At 58.8% G+C, this 25,447-nt stretch carries 24 protein-coding genes; 13 read left to right on the top strand and 11 right to left on the bottom strand.

Annotated features, from left to right (window positions below; genetic code table 11):
* Positions 1 to 15: 15 nt before the first annotated feature.
* Positions 16 to 1,530, bottom strand: a complete 1,515-nt coding sequence (locus IP81_RS06885) for a class I adenylate-forming enzyme family protein (protein WP_231626254.1) — start codon at positions 1,528 to 1,530, stop codon at positions 16 to 18.
* Positions 1,523 to 2,749 carry a CaiB/BaiF CoA-transferase family protein gene (locus IP81_RS06880; RefSeq protein WP_054107257.1) on the bottom strand — a complete coding sequence of 409 codons (1,227 nt, stop codon included), beginning with the start codon at positions 2,747 to 2,749 and terminating at the stop codon, positions 1,523 to 1,525. The genes IP81_RS06885 and IP81_RS06880 overlap by 8 nt, the downstream gene beginning before the upstream one ends.
* A 158-nt stretch (positions 2,750 to 2,907) precedes the next feature.
* On the opposite strand from IP81_RS06880, the gene IP81_RS06875 reads away from it, so the two are divergent.
* Positions 2,908 to 3,702, top strand: a complete 795-nt coding sequence (locus IP81_RS06875) for an SDR family oxidoreductase (RefSeq protein WP_054107256.1) — start codon at positions 2,908 to 2,910, stop codon at positions 3,700 to 3,702.
* A 9-nt stretch (positions 3,703 to 3,711) separates the two neighbouring features.
* Here IP81_RS06875 and IP81_RS06870 read toward each other — a convergent pair whose 3' ends face one another.
* Entirely contained in the window at positions 3,712 to 4,965 is a 1,254-nt protein-coding gene (locus tag IP81_RS06870; RefSeq protein ID WP_054107255.1) for an acetyl-CoA C-acetyltransferase, read from the bottom strand.
* Positions 4,966 to 5,110: 145 nt separating this feature from the next.
* On the opposite strand from IP81_RS06870, the gene IP81_RS06865 reads away from it, so the two are divergent.
* Genes IP81_RS06865 through IP81_RS06840 form a run of 6 tightly spaced genes read left to right on the top strand, consistent with a single transcriptional unit; the run spans position 5,111 to position 11,811 of the window.
* On the top strand, positions 5,111 to 6,799 hold the full coding sequence (locus tag IP81_RS06865; protein WP_369800717.1) for an MFS transporter: 1,689 nt from the start codon (positions 5,111 to 5,113) through the stop codon (positions 6,797 to 6,799).
* A gap of 3 nt (positions 6,800 to 6,802) precedes the next feature.
* Positions 6,803 to 7,846 (top strand): dihydrodipicolinate reductase, encoded by a 1,044-nt coding sequence (locus IP81_RS06860; protein ID WP_054107253.1) that lies wholly within the window; start codon positions 6,803 to 6,805, stop codon positions 7,844 to 7,846.
* 12 nt (positions 7,847 to 7,858) lie between these two features.
* Entirely contained in the window at positions 7,859 to 8,614 is a 756-nt protein-coding gene (locus tag IP81_RS06855; RefSeq protein ID WP_054107252.1) for an SDR family oxidoreductase, read from the top strand.
* Positions 8,615 to 8,636: 22 nt separating this feature from the next.
* Complete coding sequence (locus IP81_RS06850; RefSeq protein WP_054107251.1) at positions 8,637 to 9,992, top strand: MFS transporter; 1,356 nt, start codon at positions 8,637 to 8,639, stop codon at positions 9,990 to 9,992.
* A 45-nt stretch (positions 9,993 to 10,037) separates the two neighbouring features.
* Positions 10,038 to 10,691, top strand: a complete 654-nt coding sequence (locus IP81_RS06845) for a carboxymuconolactone decarboxylase family protein (protein ID WP_054107250.1) — start codon at positions 10,038 to 10,040, stop codon at positions 10,689 to 10,691.
* Positions 10,692 to 10,707: 16 nt separating this feature from the next.
* Positions 10,708 to 11,811: a Gfo/Idh/MocA family protein gene (locus tag IP81_RS06840; RefSeq protein WP_054107249.1), complete on the top strand. Its 1,104-nt coding sequence runs from the start codon at positions 10,708 to 10,710 to the stop codon at positions 11,809 to 11,811.
* Between the two features lie 22 nt (positions 11,812 to 11,833).
* Here IP81_RS06840 and IP81_RS06835 read toward each other — a convergent pair whose 3' ends face one another.
* Positions 11,834 to 12,100 (bottom strand): hypothetical protein, encoded by a 267-nt coding sequence (locus IP81_RS06835; protein ID WP_054107248.1) that lies wholly within the window; start codon positions 12,098 to 12,100, stop codon positions 11,834 to 11,836.
* A 105-nt stretch (positions 12,101 to 12,205) separates the two neighbouring features.
* On the bottom strand, positions 12,206 to 12,832 hold the full coding sequence (locus IP81_RS06830) for a TetR/AcrR family transcriptional regulator (RefSeq protein ID WP_054107247.1): 627 nt from the start codon (positions 12,830 to 12,832) through the stop codon (positions 12,206 to 12,208).
* 92 nt (positions 12,833 to 12,924) lie between these two features.
* On the opposite strand from IP81_RS06830, the gene IP81_RS06825 reads away from it, so the two are divergent.
* The 5 genes from IP81_RS06825 to IP81_RS06805 all read left to right on the top strand — a co-directional run bounded on the left by IP81_RS06825 (position 12,925) and on the right by IP81_RS06805 (position 18,197).
* Positions 12,925 to 14,052 carry an acyl-CoA dehydrogenase family protein gene (locus tag IP81_RS06825; protein ID WP_054107246.1) on the top strand — a complete coding sequence of 376 codons (1,128 nt, stop codon included), beginning with the start codon at positions 12,925 to 12,927 and terminating at the stop codon, positions 14,050 to 14,052.
* A 48-nt stretch (positions 14,053 to 14,100) separates the two neighbouring features.
* Complete coding sequence (locus IP81_RS06820; protein WP_054107245.1) at positions 14,101 to 14,862, top strand: SDR family NAD(P)-dependent oxidoreductase; 762 nt, start codon at positions 14,101 to 14,103, stop codon at positions 14,860 to 14,862.
* A 73-nt stretch (positions 14,863 to 14,935) separates the two neighbouring features.
* Positions 14,936 to 15,913, top strand: a complete 978-nt coding sequence (locus IP81_RS06815) for a nitronate monooxygenase family protein (protein WP_054107244.1) — start codon at positions 14,936 to 14,938, stop codon at positions 15,911 to 15,913.
* Between the two features lie 134 nt (positions 15,914 to 16,047).
* Entirely contained in the window at positions 16,048 to 17,232 is a 1,185-nt protein-coding gene (locus IP81_RS06810) for an acyl-CoA dehydrogenase family protein (protein WP_054107243.1), read from the top strand.
* Positions 17,229 to 18,197, top strand: coding sequence for an acyl-CoA dehydrogenase family protein (locus IP81_RS06805; protein ID WP_054107242.1), 969 nt, complete (start codon positions 17,229 to 17,231; stop codon positions 18,195 to 18,197). Before IP81_RS06810 ends, IP81_RS06805 begins: the two co-directional genes overlap by 4 nt.
* A gap of 60 nt (positions 18,198 to 18,257) precedes the next feature.
* On the opposite strand, the gene IP81_RS06800 is transcribed toward IP81_RS06805, so the two are convergent.
* From IP81_RS06800 to IP81_RS06790, 3 genes are all read right to left on the bottom strand, one after another.
* Entirely contained in the window at positions 18,258 to 19,247 is a 990-nt protein-coding gene (locus IP81_RS06800) for an alpha-ketoacid dehydrogenase subunit beta (RefSeq protein WP_054107241.1), read from the bottom strand.
* Positions 19,244 to 20,239: a thiamine pyrophosphate-dependent dehydrogenase E1 component subunit alpha gene (locus IP81_RS06795; RefSeq protein WP_054107240.1), complete on the bottom strand. Its 996-nt coding sequence runs from the start codon at positions 20,237 to 20,239 to the stop codon at positions 19,244 to 19,246. The genes IP81_RS06800 and IP81_RS06795 overlap by 4 nt, the downstream gene beginning before the upstream one ends.
* Positions 20,240 to 20,347: 108 nt before the next feature.
* Complete coding sequence (locus IP81_RS06790) at positions 20,348 to 22,024, bottom strand: FAD-dependent oxidoreductase (protein WP_054107239.1); 1,677 nt, start codon at positions 22,022 to 22,024, stop codon at positions 20,348 to 20,350.
* Between the two features lie 107 nt (positions 22,025 to 22,131).
* Here IP81_RS06790 and IP81_RS06785 point away from each other — a divergent pair, with 107 nt between their 5' ends.
* Positions 22,132 to 22,929, top strand: a complete 798-nt coding sequence (locus IP81_RS06785) for an enoyl-CoA hydratase/isomerase family protein (protein ID WP_054107238.1) — start codon at positions 22,132 to 22,134, stop codon at positions 22,927 to 22,929.
* Between the two features lie 7 nt (positions 22,930 to 22,936).
* Here IP81_RS06785 and IP81_RS06780 read toward each other — a convergent pair whose 3' ends face one another.
* The 3 genes from IP81_RS06780 to IP81_RS06770 all read right to left on the bottom strand — a co-directional run.
* Positions 22,937 to 23,899, bottom strand: a complete 963-nt coding sequence (locus IP81_RS06780; protein ID WP_054107237.1) for an alpha/beta hydrolase — start codon at positions 23,897 to 23,899, stop codon at positions 22,937 to 22,939.
* A 32-nt stretch (positions 23,900 to 23,931) separates the two neighbouring features.
* Positions 23,932 to 24,162, bottom strand: coding sequence for a biotin/lipoyl-containing protein (locus IP81_RS06775; protein WP_054107236.1), 231 nt, complete (start codon positions 24,160 to 24,162; stop codon positions 23,932 to 23,934).
* A gap of 172 nt (positions 24,163 to 24,334) precedes the next feature.
* A partial coding sequence (locus tag IP81_RS06770; protein ID WP_304437625.1) for a biotin/lipoyl-containing protein occupies positions 24,335 to 25,447 on the bottom strand: 1,113 nt, incomplete at its 5' end.

Genomic DNA, 25,447 nt, shown 5'->3' with positions numbered 1-25,447 from the left:
ATGAGGTGTAGTTTTTTATAGATCGTGCGAATGCAAGGTATTGAAAATACAGCGGATTGCTTGAAGATCAATCTTCATCGAGGCGTTGCGTGGCAGCGAATCCGTGATGAGCCAGTGCACCGGCAAGTGCGTCGATGGCAGCGTATCTCTCAGATGTCTTTGAAGTGTGGCAACTGTGGTACTTTGCATCCCGTTTGCCAAACAGACCATTGCCGCAGGAACTTCGCTCAACCGCTTGTCCGGAACCCCAACCACAGCAACCTCGGCCACTGCGGAATGCTGCAGCAAAGCGCGCTCGATTGTATCAGGCAGAATCTTGAAGCCGCCGCGCATGATGGCACTGTCCGTTCGCCCGGCAAGGAACAGAAATCCGTCCTGATCAATGGACCCGAGATCTGCCGTGCGAATCCATTCCGGGCCGATTCTCGGGGAGATCACCTCAACGCGGCCGACCGTTCCACAAGCTGCTTCTGTTCCGGTTTCAAGATCGATTATACGCAATTGGGCGCCAAGGATGGGCCTGCCAACGCTGCCCAGCTTGGTCGCACCCCATTGTGCATGCAGATCAGGAGACCAGGCACAGACGGGACCGCCAAACTCGGTCGCTCCATAGGAAAGCAGCACAGGAATGCCATAGCACTGTTCAAATTGACGCTGCAATCCGGGCGGGAGCGGAGCCGCGCCGATGCCCATTGCCTTTATCGAAGCCAGATCGCCGACGGGGATATCCGCATCAAGCAGTGCCCGCATGCTGGCTGGCGGGATACCGCTGTGCGTGGGGCGATGACGCAAAACATACCGGTGCCAGTCGGCTATGCTGAACCGGTCCAGCAAGCAGGCTCGCTGGCCGCGAACCAGCGTCGGGATCGTCGAATAAATGCCTGATATATTGCCTAGCGGAAAATAGAGCAGGTAAGGTGCCAAAGTAGCAGCAGCAGCTTGCGCTGCGGGGTTCAATGCCGCTGCGCCAACCATGCTTTCTGCGATCATTTTGTGCGTTATCGGGAATTGCTTTGGCGGGCCGGTTGTGCCGCTGGTAAGGATTTCAATCAACGGCGTTTGCGGCCCTTTACGCAATGCAGCTTCCCCGTGCGCCAGATGCGCTCCAGCAATCGGGGCAACGCTGCCATTGTTCAGGACGATCCCGGCGATCCCCGCTTCTGCCAGCGTCGGCGCAATATCTTTGGCCAGATCGGCTGAATCGACAATAGCTGCAGCAGGTGCCAACCGCTCAATTTCGCTGCCGATGACCGATGGCGACTGGAAGGCATAGACCATGCGCACCGTGCGCTGGCCCGCCAGCAGTGCAAGCAAGGCGGCAATGGACGCGGGTGTATTGCGCGGAACGAAGGCGACCGGCGCGTCGGGCCGGATGCCGCTGGAAGCAAGGCACCGGTCCAGCTCATGAGCAATCCGACGCAGATCACCCCAAGTGTGCCATTGGTCTTCGAATTCAATGGCGGGCAGGGCAGCATCGCGTGCCAGTGCCTGCCCCACCATTTCAGCCAGAGAGACCGATGTTTCAGGCAATCGCGCCAACTTCCTTCAATGCTTCAATGCGATCCCATTCCAATCCGAGTTCCATCAGCACCAGCTCGGTATGTTCCGATGCCTGTGGTGCGCGCGTGGTCACCAGTGGTTCGTGATTGAACTGGACCGGGCCGCGCACCAGCTTCAGCGGAGCGCCACCATCTGCGCCCTCGACTTCGATGATCATGTCGTTGGCTACGGCCTGTTCATCGGTCGTCAGATCCATCAGGCTTTGGACCGGCGCCCATTGGCCCTTCATGGTCTTGAGATGCTTGCGCCAGTAATCAAATGGCTGGGCGGCAAATGCGCCTGCCAGAATACCGCTCGCTGCTGCTGCGTTTTCGATCAGGCTGGGGACATCTTTGAAGCGCGGGTCATCGCCGGCTTCCGGGCGACCGACGTGATTGAAGGTATCGCGGATCAGGCCCGTCGGGCTGACAATGCACAAGTTGATCGTGCCGCCATCAGACGTCCAATAATTGCCCATGAACGGGTTTTTGGCACCACCCCCCGATTGCGGCATGGCGTTGCGCGTCAGGATGCCGGTTTCAAGCCCTTGCGCAATAACCGCACCCGAAGCCCACCAGGCGGCTGATAGCAGCGACACATCAAGCTCTACCGCTTCGCCCGTCTTTTCGCGGTGGTACAGCGCTGATGAAATGCCGCCCGCAATGAACATGCCGCCGATGGAATCGCCAAATGCCGGGATGCCTTGGCCCAAGGGGCCGGGCAATTCCTCGGGCGTCATGGCATGGGCAATGCCGCTGCGCGCCCAGAAGCACGTACCATCAAAGCCGCCCACTTCACGCTCTGGCCCCTTATCACCCAAGGCACTGCCGCGGGCATAAATGATGTTGGGATTGGCGGCACGGATGTGCTCGACGTCGAATTTATTCTTTTGGCGGACCTGCGGCAGGTAATTGGTCAAAAACACGTCTGCAGTTTTGGCCAGTTCATAGAGAACCTGTTGGCCTTCGGGCGTGGACACATCAATGCCGACACTGCGTTTGCCGCGATTGGGGTGTTCCACCAGCGTATGGCGCAGCGGATCGAGCGTGACACCGCCCATGTTCAGAAAACCGCGTTGCGTATCACCCCGCACAGGATGTTCCACTTTGATAACATCGGCACCCCAATCGGCCAGAATACCACCGGCGGCTGGCACAAAGGTGAACTGCGCCACTTCAAGCACACGGACACCTTGCATTACTTTGGTCATGTCTTACCCCTTTTTCAGGTCCGGTCTAAGCCGTGTGACACAGACAGAAAACTGCCATTCAAAATCCATCGCGGCGACGATACGCGGTTTAAAGGATTGCGATTGCGATTGTCGATCTTGCTGGCGATAGCTGCTGAAACGGCAAGAGAGACGACTTCATGAAAACAGACACTTCAGTTTCGGCCATTGTTACCGGCGGCGCATCCGGCCTTGGTTTGGCGACGGTTCGTGCGATGCGCGAAGCAGGCATGAAAGTCGCGATTTTCGATTTAAACGAGGAAGCAGGCAATGCGCTGGCCGACGAGCTTGGCGCGACGTTCTGCAAAGTGGATATCATGTCTGAAGACAGCGTTCTTGCAGGCTTTGAACAGGCCCGCGCAGCCAATGGCCAGGAACGCGTGCTGGTTCACTGCGCTATGGTGGCAGGCGGCGGCAAGACCGTCAGTTGGGACAAGGCAAACAACTGCTATAAGCGTGCGCCGACCGAAGGTTTCGAGCGCGGGATGATGGGCATTGCCGTGGCAAGTTACCGCATGGCGTCGATCGCGGCGCTTGGCATGGTCCAAGCTGATGCGATGGGCGATGATGGCGAACGTGGCTTGATCATCCTGACGTCCAGTTGTGCAGCAGAAGATGGCCAGATCGGCCAGGTTACTTATGGCGGGGGCAAAGGCGCGGTCAATGCGATGGTGCTGCCGATGGCCCGTGATCTGATGGACCTTGGCATTCGCGTCAATGCGATCATGCCCGGCATTTTTGCGACGCCGCCGATGCTGATGGTGAAAGAGCGCGCGCCTGCGATTTTCGAAGGCCTTGGCGCATCGGTGCCGTTCCCCAAGCGCCTTGGTGAGCCGCAGGAATTTGGCAGCCTAGCGATGGAATTGATCCGCAACACCTATTTCAACGGGCAGTGCATCCGGCTTGACGGCGGCATTCGCATGCCGCCGCGCTAAGCCTTATGCTCAGATACGTTCGATGATGATCGCGGGCGCCATGCCGCCCGCGGCACACATGGTGATCAGGGCATAACGGCCGCCCGTGCGCTCCAGTTCATCAAGCGCGATGCCGATCAGAACAGCACCGGTTGCGCCAATCGGATGGCCCAAAGCAATAGAGCCGCCGTTGGGGTTCACTTTGGCGCGGTCCAGATCAAGGTCGCGGATGAACTTTTCGGCGACAACCGCGAAGGCTTCGTTGATTTCCCAAACGTCGATGTCCTGTTTGGTCAGGCCTGCTTTTTCCAGCACCTTTTGCGCCGCAGCAACTGGTGCGTTGAGCATTAAGGTGGGGCAACCGCCGACATTGGCCGTCGCCACAATCCGTGCGCGCGGCTTCATGCCGCTTTTCTCGACATAAGCGGCCGATGCCAGAAGAATGGCAGCCGCGCCATCGACCACACCCGATGATGTGCCGACATGATGCACCGGCACGATATCGAGATCGGGATACTTCTGGTTGATCAATTGCCGGAAAGTCGGGCCATCTTTGGCCGATGGCATATCGGCTATCATCGCAAAGGCGGGTTTCATCGCGGCCAGATCTTCGACCGTGGTGTTCGGGCGCGGATATTCCTCGTGATCCAGAATAACGCTGCCATCATCGGCCAGAACCGGAACGGTCGATTTATCAAACCGGCCCTCGGCAATCGCGATGCCTGCGCGGCGCTGGCTTTCCACGCCGAAGGCTTCAAGATCGGCGCGGCTGATGCCTTCCATCGAGGCAATTGCATCGGCGCAAACGCCCTGGTTCGATTGCGGATGAGCCGCCTGAAGCCGCGCGTTGCCGGTGCCGATGCCGCCCGCGGACAGGCCCGCATCGCGCATCTTCATGCCGATGTCCATCACGTGACTCATCATTTCGGTGCCACCGGCAACAACCAGATCTTCCATGCCCGACATCACTTGTGCCGCAGCAAGACTGGTGGCGGTGATGCCTGAACCACAAAAGCGATCAAGCGTGACGCCGCTGGCTGTCTGGTCATAGCCTGCGTCAAGCGCAGCCATCCGGCCCATATCCCCGCCTTGCAGGCCCATCTGCGCTGAACAACCCCAGATCACATCGTCCACATCAGCGGTGTTAAGGTTGTTGCGATCCTTCAGCGCCTTCAGGACTGTAGCCGCAACATGCTGGGGGTGCAGCACAGACAGCGCACCTTTGCCGAGTTTGCCAATGCTGCGCGGCGTGCGCACCGCGTCGATGATGTAGGCTTCGCCCATTGCGGGTCTCCTGATTGGTCTAGTGTGCAATCCTGCGTCTGGTCATGGTGATTGCACGGTCTTTGGCCTTGCGCCAGTTGTGGCCAATCGCGCGGGCGATAAGCGGTGCTGCCCGCCTCGAATTGCTCGTCATCCATGGCCGAAAATGTCTACGACTACCCCGATGAGCCAGTCTGAACAAAGCGCGGCACCCGAACAACCCGGCATGTTTGCACCGCTTAAAGAGCCGGTGTTCCGGCGCATCTGGACGGCAAGCCTGCTATCCAACTTCGGACAACTGATCCTTGGCGTAGGTGCCGCATGGGAGATGACCCGGCAGACCAACGATCCCGGCATGGTCGCACTGGTGCAAACCGCAATGATGCTGCCCCTGATGCTGGTTGCGGCACCGGCAGGCGCGATTGCCGACATGTTCGACAAGCGCAAGATCGCGATGGCCGGCCTTGCGATTTCTGCCATCTGTGGTGCGGTGTTAACGGCGCTGGCTTGGATGGGGCTTGCAACGCCGTGGGTGCTGCTGGGCTTTTGTGTGCTAATCGGGGCGGGCGTTTCGATCTATAGTCCGGCCTGGCAGTCCTCGATTGGCGAACAAGTTGGGCCCGCGCAGCTTCCCGCAGCGATTGCTCTGGGCACGATCAGCTATAATGTGGCGCGCAGTTTTGGGCCTGCCTTGGGCGGCGCGATCGTGCTGTTGGCAGGAGCGCAAGCCGCATTCGCGATCAATGCGGTGTTCTATCTGCCATTGCTGTTCGCATTCTTGCTCTGGCGCAGAAAGCACGTGCCCTCGCGGTTGCCGCCTGAACGGATAGATCGGGCGATTGTCTCTGGCGCGCGGTTCGTTTTCCATTCGGCGATGATCCGCAAAGTGTTGTGGCGGGCGTTCCTGTTTGGCATGGTCGGTGCCACAGGATCGGCGCTGGCACCGTTGATCGCCAAGGACATCCTTGGCGGCAACGCGGCAACTTACGGCCTTTTGCTCGGCTCCAGCGGGGCCGGAGCGGTGGCCGGGGCGATGTTCGTCAGCAAGCTTCATCACGGATTGGGCATCGAAAAAGCAACGCGTGTGCTAATGTTGGTGGCAGGCATTGCCTTGATCATTGTCGGGGTCAGCCGATCATTGATTTTGACATGTCTTGCCATGTTCGTATCGGGGGGAGCGAACATCTTGAGTATCGCGCTGTTCAACGTGGCAGTGCAAGTGGGCGCGCCGCGCTGGGTGACGGCCCGCGCATTGTCGCTCTTTTCAGCAGCGTTAACGGGTGGCATCGCGATTGGCGCGGTGATCGGAGGGTTGATCGCCAGCGCGACCTCGGTCGAATTTGCGGTCATTATTTCCGGGATAGGCTTGGCCCTCATTCCGCTGCTGATGATCGCTTTCCCATTGCCTAAGCAAGATCAGGCAGCTGCCGAAATGGCAGATTTGCATGCCGATCCTGAAGTCCGGCTAGACATCACTTTGCGATCCGGCCCGATTGTGATTGCGATCGAGTATCACGTTGAAGAACGCGATGCGCGCGCGTTCTATTCCGCAATGTTGAAGTTGCAGCGGGTGCGATTGCGCAATGGCGGCTTCAATTGGTCTTTATCGCGCGACATTGCCGACGCCAAAGTATGGACCGAACGCTACCAATTCCCCACGTGGGGGGACTATTTGCGGACGCGGGACCGATACACCACTGCCGATCTGGCGGTGCAGGTCGATGTTGATGCCTACTTGATTGAAGGTGAGCGCAAGTCTGTGCGGCGGATGCTTGAGCGTCCGTTCGGTTCTGTCCGCAGGCATCAGGACACGCCTGATACGCAGCAAGATTCAGTCAGCTATTTGGGGCCTTAACATATGAGCGATCATAGAACTTTGCGCGTAATCCAATGGGCCACCGGCAATATCGGCACGCGATCACTGCGTGCGGTGATCGAACACCCCGAGATGGAACTGGTGGGTCTGTGGGTCCATTCGCCTGACAAAACAGGGCTTGATGCCGGGACATTGTGCGGCCTGGCCGAGACCGGCGTTATCGCCACAAATGATATCGCTGCGATTATCGCAACACCTGCCGATTGCGTGCTGCACATGCAGCAGGGCACGGATATCGATATGCTGTGTGCCTTGCTTGCAAGCGGCAAGAATGTGGTGACAACACGGGGGGATTTCTATCATCCCAGAACCATGGCAGCAGACGTTCGTGCCAAAGTGGATGCTGCCTGCGCGCAGGGCAATTCATCGATTTACTCCACGGGGTCCAGCCCGGGCTTCAGCACCGAAGCGCTAACGATTCCGCTGGTATCGATGTCGCGCAGGCTTGATTGCCTGACAATTGATGAATTCGCCGATTTATCGAGCCGAAATTCGCCCAATCTGCTGTTTAACGTGATGGGGTTTGGTGCGCCGATGGGCGAATTCGACCAAGGGCGCACCGAACACGTACAGTCTGATTTTGCAACCTCGCTGGCGCAAGTAGCTGATGAAATGAATATCGCGATAGACGAGTGGCACGGTCACGGCGAATTTACTGCGGCAGCGCACGACGTCCAGATTGCAGCAGGTTTGGTCAATGCGGGAACTGTTGCAGGGCAACGCATAACCGTTGAAGGCCGCGTTGCAGGCGTTGCAAGGCTGCGTTTCCGCGCAAACTGGTATGTTACGCACAACGTCGAGGCAACGGATTGGCGTTTATGCGAGACCGGCTGGCGGATCAGCGTTGAGGGCGACACGCCGATGGAAGTGACCATCGGTTTCCCGGTGACGCCCGAGGAATTTCCCAACATCAGCCCCGGCTTTACTGCGCACCGTGCGGTAAATGCGGTAAAGGTGCTCTGCGCTGCACAGCCCGGTATCCGCACCACCATGGATTTGCCGCACATCGTTGCCAACTTTCAATAGAAAGCGACCCATATGGCTGGATTTTTGAGCGGCAAAGTTGCGCTGGTGACAGGCGGCGGCACTGGTATTGGCGAAGCGGCTGCATTGGCTCTGGCTGGAGCCGGCGCACAAGTGGTGATCACGGGCCGGCGGGTGGACCGGCTTGATACGGTGGTTGCCGCCATCGAAAGCAAGGGCGGAACAGCCTTGGCAATCAAGAGTGACGTGAGTGTCGAGGCAGATGCGTTCGGGGCGGTAGAACAAGCGGTCAGCGCATTCGGGCGGCTTGATATCGTGATCAATTCTGCCGGTGTAAATGAGGCGGGCGGCATCCAGTCGCTCGATCTTGAAGGCTGGCGCAAGGTGATCCACACCAACTTGTGGGGCACGATTTACACCTGCATGGCGGTGGTTCCGCATCTCAAGGCTTCGGGTGGCGGAGACATCATCAACATCAGCTCAACCGCCGGCCGTCGTGCCGCCGGGCTTTTTGCTTCCTATGCCACCAGCAAGCATGGCGTGAACGGCTTTACCGAATCCATTCGTCAGGAATTGGGCAATGACAACATCCGCGTTTCCGTGGTTGAGCCCGGCGCGACCGAGACCGACATCGCATCGAGCGTTTCCGATCCGCAGTGGGCGGCGATGATGCAGCAGCACGTTAGCAAAGACGGCGCGATGAAAGCGGCTGACATCGCCGAAGCGATCATCTTCATCGTGTCGCTGCCAAGGCGCGCCAACGTCTCGCAAATTCTGATACGCCCGACCATCGACACCGCACCAATGTAGGCAGCGCGTGCAGGAGAGGCAGATGACGGGAAGCATTTCACCGGAAACAGCGCTGGCTGAACCGGCTGATAAAGCAGAACAATTGCCAAGCATGCTGTATCGCAGCTGGTTCATGTTCGTGCTGGTGCTCGTATCCGCCTCGGTGGTGGGTGAGCGCTTCATGATGGCGGTCATGGTTGGCCCTATCAAAGCAGAGCTCAAGCTGAGCGATACGCAGATCGGGCTTGCCAAAGATCTGGCGATTGCGATCATCTATGTCATCGCGGTGCTTCCGCTGGCGCGCATTGCCGACCGTTGGTCCAAGCGCAAGGTTGTGGCCATTGCGGCTACAATATGGAGCCTTGCCGTGCTGATTTGCGGTTCGGCGCAAGGCTTCTGGATGTTGCTTGCCGGGCGCGCCCTGATCGGGTTGGGGGAGGGGGGCTTTACGCCACCTTCGCAAAGCTGGATCGCCGATCACTTTCCGCTGCGCACCCGTGCGACCGCCATTGCGGTCTTTTTGCTTGGTGCGTCCTTGGGCAATCTCCTCGGGCCTGCGCTTGGCGGCTGGTTAACGGAAACCTACGGCTGGCGTCAGGCGATGTTTTACGCTTGCTTGCCCGGCTTTATCCTGGTGCCGTTGGTATTGTTTACGCTGCGCGATGTGCGACCCGGCCTTGCCGATAATGTGCGCAAAGAAGATACCGTGCAGCAGCCGTTCGGTGCAACGATGAAGCAGTTGCTGACAATCCGCACGATGCCTTTGCTGATGGTGGGTGCCGGTTTGAACACGCTTGTAACCATGGGGTTGGTGAGTTGGGCTCCTGCGTTCATGGAGCGTACGCACGGGATGTCGGCGCAAACTGCCGGATTGCAAATGGGCGGTGCGCTGTTCCTCGGCTCTGTGGTTGGTCATACAGTGGGCGGCCCCCTGTGCGATTGGCTGGGGCGCCGCGATCTGCGCTGGTACGTCTGGCTGGGCATGATTGCCGGGTTTTTGTCGATGGGCATTGCCTGGTTGGCGTTGTCCGGGCCGATGAATGCGGTATTCCCGCTGTTGGGCTTAAACATGCTGATTGGCGGAATGTCTGCTGCGCCTTTGATGGCCGTAATCGCAGGATTGGCGCCTGCGCATTCACGCTCGGTCGCAGTGGCCATGCTCATGATCACGATCAACGTTATCGGGTTTGGCCTCGGACCGGTTTTCGTCGGCTGGCTGAGCGACATGCTGACCCCGACCTATGGCAAAGAAGCCTTGGGCATGGCGATGCGGGTCGTGCTGCTGGTAGGCTTCCCGAGCACCGTCATTGCCTGGCTGGCAAGCCGTTCGTGCCGTGGCGATTTTGAACGCGCTGGCGGTTGGGGCAAAGGCCCGCCGCTTGCTACGACACTGCATTGACCGGCGTCCGACGATGATCCCGAACAGCTACAAGAAGGACCAGGCATGACTGATATCGTTCCCCGCATCTCGCACTGCCCGCGCGAGGAATGGACCGATGAAGCGCGCGATGTCTTTGCCTTTTGGGGTGAGCCCAACGCTTGGGAAAAAGGCAGCAAAACCAACATCATGATGGTGATGGGCAATCACCCGACGCTTGGTAAAGTCTATAACGACTGGGGCAAGCACTTCCTCATGGCCAACAGCATGAATACGCGGCAATTGGAACTCCTGATCCTGCGCGTCAGTTGGCGGGTGAAATCGGCCTACGAATGGCACAACCACGTTGGTTACGGGATGAATGCCGGTCTCTCGCTTGAAGACATCGGCGCTATCCGTGACTTTCCGGAAGGTGGCAACTGGAGCGAGGAAGAGGTTGCCCTGCTCCAGGCGGTGGACGATCTGATTGATCGCAATGTGATCGGCGACGCCACATGGGCAACGCTGACCAAGACGCTGAACAAAAAGCAATTGATGGACCTCACATTCACCATTGGCCACTATGTTATGACCAGTTGGGCATTGTCGTCGTTCGGCGTGCAAATTGAGGGTGGCGCCGATGCTGTGGGCTTTGATCTGCGCACGCAGTCAGGCAAAATCCCCGGCAAGACATACAAGCCGGGCGAGGTTGAAAACTGGGAAGATACCCGCGGCTATTAGGGTAAGGACCTATTGAATGGCTCTGCGTGTCGGAATTGTGAGCGCAGGGTGGGGCGCTTTTGCCCATCTGCCCGCATGGCAATCCGTGCCCGGTGTAGAGGTTACCGCCATTTGCACATCGCGGCAGGAGACCGCGTTGGCAGCCCAACAGCGGTTGGGTTTGCCGCGCGCTTTCTGGAACGCAGAGGAGATGTGCGCCGATCCCGACATTGATATCGTCGATCTGGGAACGCGGCCGTCGGTGCGGCTGGACATGGTGCTCGCCGCATTGCAGCACGGCAAACACATCTACAACGCCAGTCCGCATGTGCCTGATTGGGCAGGGGCCAAGGCGATCAATGCCGCAGCGATGAACAGCCCCAGCTTGGGCATGGTCGATGCGTTTAGCGAATACCTGCCAGCGCATCGGCAGATGAAAACGATGCTGGACGATGGCTTTATCGGCGAGGCTCTGGGGGGCACGTGCCATTTCAACCTGTCGCTGTTCAACCAGCCCGACAAGCGCTTCCCGTATAACTGGTTCGCCGATGCCAGCGCGGGGGTTAGCGCGGTGCGCAACAATGGCAGCCATGCGCTATATATGCTGTTGCACTTGTTCGGCCCGATTGCCGAACTTGTCGCCGATGATACGCAGGTCTTGCGGCAATGGGTCTTTTCCGATGGTGACACGATCACGCCTGGGACGACCGACTTTGCCAACGTGATCCTGAAATTCCAATCAGGCCTGACCATGACTATGCAGATCAGCTGGTCAATGCCGCTTCACGATGGCTGGCTGATCGATGTGTTTGGCACCAAAGGCCGTTTGCGGGCGCAGGCACCCACCTTTCCCACTGCGCGCGACTGCCTGCTCTCGGGCGGCCAACTGGGTGGAGCATTCGAGGCGATTGACCTGCCTGAAGCTTTCAAGACTGATCCAGCAGTTGGCCTAGATTGGACAGCATCGATCCCGCCCAGTTATCCGATGGCATTGGCAATGCACGGGCTGGTCGAGGCCATTCACGGCAAAGGACGGCCATCACCGGATTTCGCCCGCGCGCTAGAAGTGGAGCGCGTGCAAGAAGCGATCCGCCTGTCCAGTGCAGGGCGGCGGTGGGTGACTGTGGGTGAAGTCGTCTAACCCACCAACATTAAACACAAAATCATTCGAATTGCGCCGGACGTGACAGGATAAACGGCAACTTCGACGATGCTATGCTTGATTGGCTGCCGTCGCGATGGATTAATGAAACGCGGCCAACTCCCGGGGATGACACAACACCGACGACGCTATCGATCCATTCGTGCAACAGGACGCGCATTTGCAGCAACCGGGTTTCTTCTATTGATACCTCGCCAGCACTTTCCAATTCGGCCTCTAGCGCGGTGATTCGTTCAGCCTGCGCAGCGATGCGATTGTCTTCGCTCATGAAAAGTTCCTCTATTGGTCATTGGGTGCATCATGGTCGCGCAAGAGGCACACGTCGCGCGGCTTTGGTGGCATTTCATCGAAAATCGCCACGGCGCGGGATTGATCAAGTTTGCGTGATGAAGCCTTTTGCAAGGATATCGACCATCTGCTGTGAGATTTGCTGTGGTGTCAGGCTGCCGTCCGGCACATGCCAGCGCGCGGTCCAATTCAATGATCCTGTCAGCGTGAAAGCCAGCATCTTTGCATCGACTGGCGCAATCGATCCATCATCGATACCTTGCTGAATAAGCATGCGGATGGCGCTATCAATGCGCCTCTTCAACGCTCTGAACTGGCTCCGCGATTCCTCGCCAAGTTCCTCTTCAGATGTTCGGATCACGCATCGCCCAAAGTCGCCCATAATGATTTCAGCATAGCGGACAAGGCATGCCCGCAGGCGATCTGCTCCTGTGCCCGGTCCATTGCGTACCGCCTCTCCCGACGCCAGCAACTGCTCCAAACCCAGCGTTACGCATTCGAGCAGGACTTGGTCTTTGTTGCCCAGATAGTGGTAAATCGTGGGTTTGGTAACGCCCAAACTTGCGGCCACTTCGTCTAGCGAGGTCTGATGAAAACCGCGCTCATTGAACATCTGAACCGCTGCCAAAAGCACTGCATCACGCTTTTCCTGATGCCTGCTTTTGCGCTGCTGTGCCGTTGTAAACGGTGATGACGAACGGTCTTTGGTCACGGTCGGTATATCTCGCAAACATGGTCTTCGATTGACAATATACCAATCGGTATATTATTTACCAAGGAGTAAACTATCAAGGGCAACTTGTGATGATTCTCTCCGAAACACAGGTGGCGGTGCGTGATATGGTTCGCGGTTTTGCGCAAGACCGCGTGCAACCAAACGTGTTTGCCTATGAAACGCAAGGTGCTTATCCGCCAGAGTTGTTTGGCGAACTTGCCGAACTGGGCATGATGGGAATGATCGCGCCTGAAAGCGTCGGCGGCGTCGGGCTCGACACCGTATCCTATGCGTTGGCGCTGATCGAACTTGCTGCCGGAGACGGCGCTCTGTCCACCGTGGTGTCCATCCATAACAGTCTCATCGTCACTGCGCTGGTCAACTATGGCACCCCGGCACAGCAGGAACGCTTCTTGTCCGATCTGATAGGCGGGCGCGGGACCGGCGCATTTGCTCTGACCGAACCTGATGCAGGCTCGGACGCATCTGCCTTGCGCACCCGCGCGGTAAAGGTCGATGGCGGTTGGCGCTTGAACGGGTCAAAGCAGTTCATCTCGAATGGCCGGATCGCCAAACTGGCAATCATCTTTGCTACGACGGATCCAGAAGCGGGCAAGCGTGGTATCACCGGCTTCATCGTGCCGACTGATAGCCCCGGCTATGGCGTGGATAAAGTCGAACAAAAGCTGGGGCAGGGCGCCTCGGATACCTGCACGATCCGTTTTGACGATCTGTTCGTGCCCGATGAACTGGTTCTGGGCAAGCCAGGCGAGGGTTATCGCATTGCTTTGTCCAACCTTGAAGCAGGCCGCATCGGCATCGCAGCGCAGTGCATTGGCATGGCCGATGCCGCGCTCGATATCGCAATTGCTTATGCCAAAGAGCGCCAAAGCTTTGGTCAGCCGATCATCCAGCATCAGGCGGTCGGGCACCGGCTTGCGGGCCTTGTGGCAAAACTCGAAGCCGCGCGCCAGCTCGTGCTTCATGCAGCCTCGGTCAAGGATACCGGCGCGCCATGCCTGAAGGTTGCCTCGATGGCCAAACTGGTCGCTTCCGAAACCGCAGAAGAAGTTGTCTCGGGCGCGCTGCAAACGCTGGGTGGCTATGGCTATCTTGAGGATTACCGCATTGCCAAGATCTACCGCGATGTCCGCGTTTGCCAGATATATGAAGGCACCTCGGACATTCAGCGCATGGTGATCGCCCGCGATCTGTAAAGCGGGCTATACCAACCATTACACAGTTTTGAGAAGGATCCGAAAGTCATGGAAATCAACGGACTAGCTGCAATCGTCACCGGTGGTGCATCCGGCCTTGGCCAGGCCACCGCGAAGCGCCTTGCCGCGTGCGGTGCCAAAGTTACGATTCTCGATCTTGATCGCGAACGCGGTGAGGCCACGGCCGCGTCGATCGGTGGCCTGTTCATCGCTACCGACGTCACCGATGAAGCATCGGTCGAAGCGGCTTTGACACAAGCCGAAAGCGCGCACGGCACTGCCCGCATTCTCGTCAACTGCGCCGGGATTGCCCCGCCTGCCAAGGTGATCGCCAAGGACGGATCGCCCACCCCGCTCAGCCACTTTGCCAAGATCGTCACGATCAACCTGATCGGCACGTTCAACGTGCTGTCAAAGTTCAGCGCGCGGGCGGCCCAAGGCGATCCCGTGGGCGAAGAGCGGGGCGTGATTATCAACACCGCCAGCGTTGCAGCATTCGAAGGCCAGATCGGCCAATCGGCTTATGCGGCTTCCAAGGCTGGCGTTGTTGGCATGAACCTGCCGATCGCGCGTGAACTAGCGCGTTCGGGCATTCGCGTGATGACGATTGCACCGGGCATCTTCTGGACCCCGATGCTGGCATCGTTGCCGCAAGACGCACAGGATTCGCTCGGGCTTCAAGTGCCTTTCCCAAGCCGTTTGGGCAAGCCCGAGGAATATGCGCAACTCGTTGAAAGCATCGTCACCAACCCGATGCTGAACGGCGAAGTTATCCGTCTGGACGGCGCGATCCGCATGGCTCCGCGCTGATCACCATTATCGCAAAGCTGCGGGTTTCCCGAATTTCGGACCCGCAGCTGGCACTCCTGCAAAAGGCACGGTTATGTCGATCCGGACACGCGTCACCGATCTTCTCGAAATAGAACATCCGATCATTCAGGGCGGCATGATGTGGGTTGGCCGCGCAGAGCTTGCCGCCGCGGTTTCCAACGCGGGGGGGCTGGGCATATTGACGGCCCTGACCCAGCCCACCCCGGATGATTTGCGGCGTGAGATCGAACGGTGCCGGACCATGACCGACAAGCCGTTCGGCGTGAACCTCACCATCCTGCCTTCGGTCACGCCTCCGCCCTATGCAGAATTCCGCAAGGCGATCATCGAAAGCGGCGTGAAGATTGTCGAAACGGCAGGATCGCGTCCGCAAGAGCATATCGATGATTTCAAGGCGCACGGCATCAAGGTGCTGCACAAGTGTACGTCGGTACGCCACGCTCTTTCGGCTGAACGCATGGGCGCTGACGTTATCTCCATCGATGGCTTTGAATGCGCTGGCCATCCCGGCGAAGATGACATTCCCGGCTTGGTGCTGATCCCGGCCGCGGCGGACAAGGTTACAGTTCCGATGGTTGCCAGTGGCGGGTTTGGCGATGGCCGTGGCCTTGCCGCGGCTTTGGCGCTTGGCGCTGAGGGCATAAACATGGGCACGCGCTTCTGCGCCACAGTCGAAGCGCCGATCCACGATAACGTAAAGCGCTTCCTTGTCGAGAATGATGAGCGTGCGACCAACCTCATCTTCCGCAAATTCCACAACACTGGACGCGTCGCCAAAAACAGCGTGTCGGACCAAGTCGTGGAAATTTCATCGCGCGATGGAGCGGTGTTTGAAGATATCCAGCCATTGGTTTCAGGTGCCAAAGGCCGGGTCGCGCTGGAAACCGGTGATCTTGATGCGGGGCTGGTTTGGGCCGGCCAGATCCAGGGGATCATCCGCGATATTCCAACGTGTCAGGATTTGCTGGCGCGGATTGTGGCTGATGCTGAAGCCATCATCGTCGGGCGGCTTGCAGCGATGCTGCGCTAGTTCGGGGTGAGAGGGGGGCGGCAGCAACCGTCCTCCTGCCCTCAAGTGCAGCATGGTGCGCGCGCTTTATCGCCGAAGGGATATCTGCCCCATCGACTTGCAGAACTGCGGTGAAGCGGGCCTAAGATCGGGCCATGTCAAACGTCAACGATCCCCAAGCCGCCTCGCGCAGTGAAGTCCGGCAATGGCTTGTCGAGCACCGCCCCGCCGATTGGCGCGATGCCGCCACGCACGAAGCCTTCGTGGCTTCGCAACGCAACTGGTTCGCCAAGCTGGTCGACGCAGGTTATGCGATCCCGCATTGGCCCGCCCAGTGGCCCGGCGGTGGGCGCAGTCTGGCTGAACAAAAAGTTCTCTATGAAGAGCTTGCGAGCGCAGATGCGCCGCGTCTGCTGCTCTCGTTTGTCTCGACTTATCATGCTTTTGCCACGCTGCATGAATGTGGCAATGACAATCAGAAGGCGCGCTATTTGCCGCGCATCCTTGAAGGCGAAACGTGGTGCCAGGGCTTTTCCGAGCCCGGTGCCGGGTCCGATCTGGCGGCCGTGCGCTGCCGGGCAGAGCGCAAGGGCGATGTCTATGTGATCAATGGCCAGAAGGTGTGGTCAACGATGGCGCAATATGCCGATCGTTGCCTGCTGCTCGCGCGGACATCAACCGAAAGCGCCAAACAGGCGGGCCTGACCTATTTCCTGATGGATATGAAAGCCCCCGGCGTCACCGTCCGCCCCATCCACCAGATTCAGGGGGATGAGGAATTCGCCGAGATTTTCCTCGATAATGTCGAGATTCCGGTATCCGAACGCGTTGGCGAAGAAGGCCAGGGCTGGGCGGTTGCGCAGGCGACGCTATCGTCCGAGCGCGGTTTGACGCTGATGGAATTGGGCTACCGGATGCGCGGTGCGCTGAGCCGGGTCGCTGACCTTATAAACACCGTGGCGCGCCATGACGATGAAGGCGTGTTGCGCGATTTCGGCGCACTCACTGGGCAGGTCGAAGCAGTTTGCGCCTTGGCTGACCAGTTCCTTGAAAACCGCATGAACGGGCTGGAGCAGATTGGCGACGCTTCGGTGGTCAAGAACGCTTATTCGCGGGCGTTACGCGCTTATTCCGCGCTCGGCGTCAGGCTTGGCGGCATGGCTGCGCAATATCGCACGCCGATCACTTATGGCGATCTAAACAGTGGCAACTGGATGGCAGATTTCATGAACAGTTATGCGTGGACAATCGCTGGCGGCAGCGAAGAAGTTCAGCGCAATATCATTGCCGAGCGGATGCTCGGGATGCCGCGCGAACCCAAGAATTGGGTGCTGGCATGATGATCTCGCGCGAAGAACTGCGCGATAGCGCGCGCAAGGGCCTTGGCAGTGATGGCCTGATGCCACCGGCTGACCAAAGCTGGGAGCGTCTGGTGGAAATGGGCTGGTTTGCGATGGCCGTGCCCGAGGATCATGGCGGTTTGGGGCTTGGGCCAGAAGCGCTGGCTGCGGTCCATATCGAGCTTGGCCGCGCGCTGGTGCCCGGCCCCGCGATTGCCCAGATGCTGGCGATTGATGTGCTGTGCAGCGTGCCAGACTTTGCCGCGCGCGACGAATTGCTCGGCGCGGCCATCGGCGGCCAACGCTTGGGCCTGTCGCTGGCGCTGCATCAGGCAGGCACGCTGACGTGTGTGCCCGATGCGGATCAGGCGTCGCAAATGTTGGTATTAGGCCCTGATCGCATTGCGCTGGCCGATATTGCCAGCGCCAGCCAGAACGCCACATGGGATGAAACCCGCCGCTTGTTCGATGTGGAAATCGCCGGGCAAACCGTGATTGCAAACGGTGCGGATGCGCATGACGCCTATATCCGCGCGCTGTCCCGCTTGTTGCTGGCGCTCTCTGCCGATGCAGTCGGCGGTGCCGATGCGGTGCTCGATATGAGCATTGAATACCTCAAAACTCGCCGCCAGTTTGATCGTCCGCTTGCGCTGTTCCAGGCCTTGAAGCATCGCGTGGCCGACATGAAAATTGCGGTCGTGGCGGCAGAAGCGCTGTTGTGGAGCCGCACCGGTGATGCTGTGTCGTTGCACGATCTGGCAGCGCTCAAGGCGCTTGCCACAACTTCGTTTTGCCGGGTTGCCGAAGAAGCGGTCCAGTTGCACGGTGGGATCGGCCTGACGGTCGAACATCCCTGCCACCGCTTCCTGAAGCGGGCCTATCTGAATGCTGCACTTGGCGGCGATGCAGATCACTGGAACGGATTTGCCGGGCGCGTCGCGCTGGGCCAGCAAAAGTCTAATTAATCAAACGCAATTGCAAGATCCAAAGCCCTGCGCCGCCCAGACGGCGCAGGGCTTGGCATATCAGGCCATCAGAGCCTTGGCGGCTTCAACAATGGCCGCAGGCTGCACGATATAGGCATCTTCAAGGTTCTTGGCGAAAGGCACGGGGCACTTTGGCGCACCAAGCCGCATCACCGGCTTCTTCAGTTTGCCGAACAATTCCTCATTGATCGTAGCGGCAATTTCTGCGCCCGGGCCAAATGAACGCACCGCTTCGTGAACGATCATCGCGCGGCCTGTCTTGGCGACAGATTCGATCACGCATTCGCGGTCCCAAGGGGAAATGGTGCGCAGATCGATCAGTTCTGCCGAGATTCCGGCTTCGGCCAGCCCTTGCATCGCCATTTGGCAGCGCAGCACTTGGGTGGACCATGATACGATCGTTACATCGGTGCCCGGGACCACCACTTTAGCCTTGCCCAGCGGAATCGGCCCTTGATCGGGCGAAACCTCCCCGGGGGCAAACAGCGTCAGCCCGCCTTCGATGAAGATGCATGGATCGGGATCGTCGATGCACGAAAGCAACAAACCCTTCAGGTCAGCAGGGTTGGACCCGGCGACGACCTTGATCCCTGCCGTATGCGCAAACCAGCCTTCGAGGAAATCCGAATGCTGACCAGCGGTTTGCCAACCAGCACCAGTCATCGTGCGGATCGTGATCGGCACACTGGTTTGTCCACCCGACATAAAGCGCAATTTGGCGGCATGGTTCACGATCATGTCCATCGCCACAGTGGTGAAGTTCATCATCATGATTTCGGCAACGGGCTTGTATCCCGCCATCGCAGCACCAATCGCTGCGCCCATGATCGCTTGTTCCGAGATCGGGGTTGATCGTACGCGGTGATCGCCAAAGCGTGTCGACAGGCCCTTCATCGTGCCGGTTACGCCGCCACCTTCGCGGTCACCGACATCTTCGCCTAGCACAACCACTTTTGCGTCGGCTTCCATTGCTTGAACCATCGCCGCGTTGATCGCCTGAACGCCGTTCATCTTGATCATTTCACTCATGCCGGCAACTCCTGCGCAAACACATCGCGGCGCAATTCGTCCAAGGACGGCGCGGGGCTATTCAGGCCAAACTCTTGCGCTTCGGCAATTTCGGCAACGATTGCAGCCTGCAAGGCCACAAGCTCGTCCTCGGTCGCATGGCCTTCTACAATCAAGCGCGCGCGCAATGCGGGAAGCGGATCAGCTTCCATCGCTGCGGCCTTGACCGCTTTGTCCATGTAGAAATCATCATCGCCGAGCACGTGGCCAAGGAAGCGGAAGGTCATGCACTCCAGCAAAGTTGGTCCTTCGCCATCACGTGCACGTGCAATCGCTGCCGAGACATGGGCATACATGTCGTCAGTATCATTGCCGTCCACCGTGAAGCCGGGCATTGCATAGCTGGCTGCGCGCTTTGAAATCTGGTCCACCGAAGTGCCGTCTTCATAACGGGTGTGTTCGGCAAAGCCGTTGTTGGCGCAGACAAAGATCACCGGAAGTTTCCACAACGAAGCCATGTTCAGCGCTTCATGAAAAGCGCCGATGTTCGAAGCGCCATCGCCAAAGTAGGCCACCACGACGCGCTTTGAATTGTCCATCTGTGCTGCCCACGCAAGGCCATTGGCGATGGGCATGGACGAACCGACGATCCCTGTCGTGACCATGATCCCCATTTCGGGATAGGTGAGGTGCATCGGGCCACCTTTGCCTTTGCAGGTGCCATCCACACCGCCTGCGATTTCCGCCCACAGCGGTTTGAGCGGCATGTCCTTGGCAACCATATCCTGAATACCGCGATAGATAGTGCAGATCTGATCGTCCTGGTTCAGCAGGTGCGAGATCGTGGCTGGAATGACCTCCTGTCCGCGCGCCGAATAATACGGCATCTGCAACCGGCCACGGCGCAAGGTCGCACGGATCGCATCATCATTGCGCTCCACCCGCAACATGCGGCGATAAATGTCGACCAAGGCCTTACCGTCTGGCCTTGAGGCATTGCTAAGCTCTGCCATGGTATCCCCTGATGGCTGTTTTAAGAGCTTTGCAATGTCGGTTCCACGGCTGGACAGGTCAACCGCGCCACAGCGATATGTGCCCTCGATCCGGTTGCTTGGAGGGGGTTAAGCTAACGTATTCTCGAGACCAGCTGCGTGTTTAGCTGCGACAAAGCCAAATGCCATCGAGGGTCCTATGCTGGCACCTGCGCCAACATAGACCCCGCCCATGACGCTGGCACTGGACACGCCGCAGGCATAAAGTCCGTTGATCACCGAACCATCGGGCCGCAGCACCTGCGCCCGTTCATCGGTCACCGCGCCGCCATATGTCGATACATCGCCGGGGACGACATCGACCGCATAAAACGGCCCCTTATCAATCCGCGCCAATGCCGGATTGGGCTTGAGGAACGGATCGCCCAGCCATTTGTCGTATTCGCGCGCACCCCTGCCAAAATCGGCATCGACACCGGCATCGACAAAGTCGTTCCAGCGGGCAACCGTTGTTTCTAGCGCTGTTGGCGGCACGCCGATCAATTCGGCCAGCGCGGCAGGGGTTTCGGCCTCTTTCAAATAGCCGCTATCCTTCCACACTTGATAGTATTTCGCCATTTTTACCCCGGCAATCGGGTACTGTTCGGCAAAGTGCGCATCGAAAATCGCCCAACTGGGGATCGCCGGCACCGTGCGGTTCCGTTCAAACATGTTCTGGCAGTACAGTTCATAGCTGCCGCCTTCGTTCATATAGCGCACGCCCGATTGGTCGACCAGGATCGCCCCCGGCTTGCCCGTCAGGCTTTGCGCGGGAGGCTTGACAAAGGCCTGCTCCCAACCCGGCATCCGCGTCATCTGATAGCCCACCATCTGGTCCATCTGGCCGAGTTCCGCGCCAACCCGCTCCATCTCGGTGTGCATGTCGCCAGTGTCGCCCTCGGGCGTGTTCGACCATGCTGCCTGCGTGCCGGGCATATAGTGATCGCGCATCGCTTGATTTTGCGCAAAACCGCCAGCGTTGACCAGCACGCCCAGAGCAGCGCCGATGCGGCGGGGCTGGCCTTCGATCATAGCAACCACGCCGGTGACCCGCCCGTCTTCATAAACTAATTCACGCACCGCACTATCAGTGCGCACATCGGCCCCTGCATCAAGAATAGCCTTCAGCAAACGCCCTTGCAGCGCAGCACCAGCCGAAACCCACTGCTTGCCGGTCAACTTGCCAGCGATCAACCGCAAGCCGATGCGCAGCAGCAGCAGCTTGATCTTCCAGCTTTTGCCAACCCAGGCCAGTTTCATGCCTTCTGACAGCATTGCAGGCTGGCTGACAAAACCGGGGCGCAGCTTCGCGGCCCATTCCGGCCCAAGCTCGGCCTTGTTGAAATAGCGCGCCACTACGGTACGGCTTGTTTTGCAACCGCCCGGTGCCTCATCGTAATAATCGGGCCAAAAGTCGGCGCCGCGCTCCATCGGGATACCCTGTGCAATCAGGAAATCGATCATCTTCTGGCTCTGTGTCACATAGGCGCGGCGTTTGGCCGGGGTTGAGCCGGGCAGGTTCTGCGCCAGATGCTCAAGATATTTGACCCCCGCCTCGGTGCTATCGATCTCACCGGCCTTTTGCATCAAACGGTTGTTCGGCACCCAGATCACGCCGCCCGATTTGGCCGTGGTGCCGCCCACGTAGGGCGTTTTTTCCAGCACCAAAACGCGCTTCCCCGCCTGGCGCATGACTAGTGCCGAAGTCATCGACCCCGCTCCGCTGCCGACCACGATCCAGTCGAATGTCTCGTCAAAATCGCTCATCACATCTCTCTCCTGAATAGAGCGTTTAGACCCGCAGGCGGATGGCCAGACAAGCCTTATCGCCGGGGCGGAGTGGGCATATCGCTGCGGCGTGATATGGAACCGACATGACCGATATTCCTGTCCTTGAAACTATCCTGCTAGAACGGCGCGGCCGTTTGCTGGCGATCACGCTCAACCGTCCCGAAACGCTCAACGCGTTCGATCTGGCGCTGCATACAGAAATGGTGGCCGCTCTCGAATTTGCGCGGGATGATCAGAACTCTGACGCGGTGCTGCTGACCGGGGCAGGGCGCGCGTTTTCGGCAGGTGGCGACTTGGACCACATCGCGCACAATGCTGCAAACCCTGACAAGTTTGACTTCGAAATTCAGATTGCCAAGGCTATCGTGCTTACCTTGCTGGACATTACCAAGCCTGTCGTGTGCCGTATGAATGGCCATGCGGTTGGCCTCGGTGCGACGATTGCGCTGCTGTGTGATGTGATTTTTGCGGCTGAAAATGCCAAAATCGGCGATCCACATGTGCACGTTGGGTTGGTCGCAGGTGATGGTGGGGCGATCATCTGGGCGCAGCGTTTGGGTTTAACCCGCGCCAAGGAGTACTTGTTAACCGGTGAATTGTTGTCAGCCGTAAAGGCTGCCGACATCGGTTTGATCAATCATGCTCTGCCGCTCGATCAGCTTGATGCAGCAGTAGATGCGTTTTGCGCCAAGCTTTTGGCGGGCGCACAAATGGCTATCCGCTACACCAAGATGCTCACCAACCTTGAATTGAAGCGCATTGCCGCGCTCGTGCTCGATCAAGGTCTGGCATGGGAGGGTGAAAGCGTGCGCAGTGCCGATCACCGCGAAGCGGTTCAAGCGCTGATTGAAAAGCGGCCTCCGATTTTCGGGGCCGCTTGATCCAATCCTAGGTGCGGCCCAGCATCGCCTTTGCCAAAGTCAGAACTTGGGCAAGGTCTTGATTAGCCGAAGGAATGCCGCGACGGAATGTGGCATAGCCGTGGATCAGGCCGTGCGCTTCGTGGAAAGCGACCGGCACGCCGGCTTGCGCCAGTGCGGATGCAAGGGCGCGCCCGCTATCGCGTAGGGGATCAAGCGATGCAGTTGCGACAACAACCGGCGGCAATCCGGTAAGGTCTGCTACTAGAGCAGAATGGCGCGGGCTATGGGGATTGGCAGCGTAAGCCGCGTCGTAATATGCCATGTCTTTGGTAGACAGACCGTACCCGTCAGCGAATTCGCTACGTGAAGGGTAAGCGCGTGAAGCATCCGCCATTGGATACAGCGCCAGCAACAGACGCACCGGCACTGCGGCTGGGTTATCGCGAAGGGCAAGGCCCGAGACCAGCGTCAGCGTTCCACCGGCGCTGTCGCCGCAAAGCACGAGTCCATCAATTTCAAGACCAATCGCAGCGCCATTGCCGGCAATCCAGCGTGACGCAGCTTCTGCATCGTCAGGCGCTGCTGGCCATTTGCTTTCGGGCGCCAAGCGGTACTCGATCGAGATCACCGGCAAATCGAGCTGCCGAGCGATCTCTGCAGCCAGTGGGGCATGGGTGGCCACGCTGCCGGTTACGAATCCTCCGCCATGGAAGAACATGATAACCGGGCCTGCCACCCTATGCTTGCGCGCATCAAACAATCGCGCAGGTACATCACCGCCAGAGCCAGGAATCGTGAAGTCGCGGTCAACTGCCAACTCACCGATGGGCAGTTCAATCGCCTGCATCATCTGCGCCATCATCTCTGAAGAAATCTGGCGCATCTGTCGCACGCCGTCATCACTCATCGGCGGGCGCGATTGCGCAAGAAAGACTTTGAGGAAAGCAGCGCAATCCTCACGAATAAACGGTGCTTCCTGGTTCGGCATCTCGTCCGCCCTCACTTTAGCGCTAACCAGTCTTATTCGATGATCGCGATTAGCGTGCCCACTTCGTAGGTTTCGCCGATTTCTGCGTTGATCCGCAAAATACCACTAGCGGGCGCTTCTACCTCATTAGAGGACTTATCAGCTTCAAGCAGAAACAGCGGATCGCCTTCTCTTACATTGGCACCGTCTTGTACCAGCCATTCCGCAATCTGGCCCTCATTCATAGAAAACCCAAGTTTTGGGAGCAACACTTCAACAGCCATCTAATAATCCTTTTTAAGGCTTAGGTTTAGCGGGTAAAGTATAATGGATTAGAGACCATCCAGTTTTATGGCTAGCGCACATCTATCGCCTCACCGATTGATATGGATCAAGGCATTTCACCATGTCCGAACACATCTCCCGCCTTGCCCGGCTGCGGGCTCGGCTTCTGGTCTAATCCGCCTTAGCAATCCTCGCCAACACCGCCTCAACCTGCACTTGCGCGCCCGCCACGGCGTTCAGCTCTGCCACGGTGCCATCGAAGGGCGCGATCAGCGCGTGTTCCATTTTCATCGCTTCCAGAACCAACAACTTCTGGCCCTTAATCACAGCCTGGCCCGCGACAACATCCACCGAGATCACTTTGCCCGGCATGGGCGAGAGGATCGCGCCATCCGATGCCGCGCCTGCGCCGCCTCCATCGGTGCGGGCAAAGCGCAGCATAAACCGTTCGCCGCCTTCATCCATGCTGGTTTCACGCGCGGCAGGCCATTGGTCCACCGCCGGTTCATCGCCCAGAACCGCCGCGAACTGCCGCCCGAACTGGTCCGCCAGCAGCACCGCGCGCTGCGCAGGCGCATTCAGACGCAGCCCTGATTGGCTCGACCACGGCATAACGCCCGGCGTTCCGGCCAAGCGCAGCGCAGCCCGCGCCAGCGCGTCCGCCGAAGGTTCGGGCCGCGATGCCAAGACTTCCAGATTGCGCTCGATCAGCCCGGTATCAACTGCGCCAGCGCCAAATGCAGCGTTCCCCAGCAACCGCCAAAGGAACCCGCTATTGGACACGAGCGGCCCGACAACGCCTTCCTCCAGCGTTTCACGCAAAGCCGCAATCGCCTCGTCACGGGTATCGCGCTGGACGATCACTTTGGCGATCATCGGATCATAGAACGTCGATATCTCCGCGCCCGCTTCAACGCCGGTATCGATCCGCGCGCGATATTGCGGGAAGTGGAAATCCGTTACCCGCCCGATGCTCGGCAAAAACCCCTTGGTCGCATCTTCGGCATAAAGCCGCGCTTCCATCGCCCAACCATTGATCGAAAGCTCGTCCTGCCGCTTGGGCAAAGGCTCGCCGCTGGCCACGCGCAATTGCCATTCGACCAGATCGACGCCGGTGATCTCCTCGGTAACGGGGTGTTCCACTTGCAACCGCGTGTTCATTTCCATGAACCAGATACGATCAGCGCGCAGGCCTTCACTGCCATCGGCGATGAATTCGATCGTGCCCGCGCCTTCATAATCGACCGCCTGGGCCGCGCGCACCGCCGCGCCGCACACCGCCTC

Source organism: Novosphingobium sp. AAP83 (assembly GCF_001295795.1).
In the GTDB taxonomy this organism is placed as follows: Bacteria; Pseudomonadota; Alphaproteobacteria; order Sphingomonadales; family Sphingomonadaceae; genus Novosphingobium.
This window is presented reverse-complemented; position numbering and strand designations above follow the sequence as displayed.